Origin of the sequence: Faecalibacterium sp. DFI.5.82 (assembly GCF_029076575.1) — a bacterium.
In the GTDB taxonomy this organism is placed as follows: Bacteria; Bacillota; Clostridia; order Oscillospirales; family Ruminococcaceae; genus Faecalibacterium; species Faecalibacterium duncaniae.
The window spans coordinates 1-292 of record NZ_JARFIS010001002.1; the positions used below are offsets into that span (position 1 = coordinate 1).

At 63.7% G+C, this 292-nt stretch carries 1 pseudogene; it reads right to left on the minus strand.

Going from position 1 to position 292, the window contains the following annotated elements:
* Window positions 1–56: 56 nt before the first annotated feature.
* A pseudogene (locus P0G09_RS19870) lies at window positions 57–292 on the minus strand (type I-E CRISPR-associated protein Cas5/CasD); the annotation flags it as partial.

Consider the following 292-nt stretch of genomic DNA (forward strand, 5'->3'; position numbering starts at 1 on the left):
ACCATGGTCTCACGGCGGGTCGGGTCAAGTTCTGCGCGGGATAGATACATGATTCCTCACCTCAATTCTGCCATTGCGTCATGTTCGGTCGCGCCGGGCATTTCCGGCGGGATTGTGTTCCACTCCCGCACCGGGCGGAAGCCGTACTGCCGGTGGATGGGGCTGAACGACACCGCCAGATCACGCCGGGGCACGGCAGCAGAATCCGCCGGGTCCGCGTCTGCCACGATGCGCAAGGGGGCTCCATTCCTCTGTTTCACCAGCAGCGGTTCTGCCCGCAGGGTATCCAGCA